The 1139-nt window shown below is 63.2% G+C and carries 1 protein-coding gene; it reads right to left on the bottom strand.

The features are described from left to right. On the bottom strand, window positions 1–1139 hold a 1139-nt coding region (tuf, locus tag AC6A67_RS06905), incomplete at both ends, for an elongation factor Tu (RefSeq protein ID WP_498035816.1).

Genomic DNA, 1139 nt, shown 5'->3' with positions numbered 1-1139 from the left:
GACGCCTGCGCCGACGGTGCGGCCGCCTTCACGGATAGCGAAGCGCAGCTTCTCTTCCATGGCGATCGGAGCGATCAGGGTGACGTCCATGGCGATGTTGTCGCCCGGCATCACCATCTCAACGCCTTCCGGCAGCTGCACGACGCCGGTCACGTCGGTCGTGCGGAAGTAGAACTGCGGACGGTAGTTGTTGAAGAACGGGGTGTGACGGCCACCCTCTTCCTTCGTCAGGATGTAGGCTTCGGCCTTGAACTTGGTGTGCGGCTTCACCGAACCCGGCTTGCACAGCACCTGGCCACGCTCCACGTCTTCGCGCTTGATGCCGCGAACCAGCGCGCCAATGTTGTCGCCAGCCTGGCCCTGGTCCAGAAGCTTGCGGAACATTTCGACGCCGGTCACCGTGGTCTTCTGGGTTTCCTTCAGACCAACGATCTCGACTTCTTCGCCAACCTTGACGATGCCGCGCTCAACGCGACCAGTCACAACCGTGCCGCGACCCGAGATCGAGAACACGTCTTCAACCGGCATCAGGAACGGCTGGTCAACCGGACGCTCCGGCTGCGGGATGTAAGCGTCGACAGCTTCCATCAGCTTCAGAACGGCGTCACGGCCGATCTCGGGCGACTTGTCTTCCAGCGCCATCAGCGCCGAGCCAGCAACGATCGGAATGTCGTCGCCAGGGAACTCGTACTTCGACAGCAGCTCGCGGATTTCCAGCTCAACCAGCTCGAGAAGCTCGGCGTCGTCGACCTGGTCAACCTTGTTCATGAACACAACCAGAGCCGGCACGCCGACCTGACGGGCCAGAAGGATGTGCTCGCGGGTCTGCGGCATCGGGCCGTCAGCAGCCGACACAACCAGGATCGCGCCGTCCATCTGCGCCGCGCCGGTGATCATGTTCTTCACATAGTCGGCGTGGCCGGGGCAGTCGACGTGCGCGTAGTGGCGGTTCGCCGTCTCGTACTCAACGTGCGAGGTCGAGATGGTGATGCCGCGGGCCTTCTCTTCCGGAGCCTTGTCGATCTGGTCATACGCCGTGAACGACGCGCCGCCCGTCTCGGCCAGCACCTTGGTGATCGCCGCCGTCAGCGAGGTCTTGCCGTGGTCAACGTGGCCGATCGTGCCAATGTTGCAGTGCG

Source organism: Camelimonas sp. FR25 (assembly GCF_059740505.1).
Note: the sequence above shows the minus strand (reverse complement) of the source record. Positions and strands in the feature narration are given on the sequence as shown.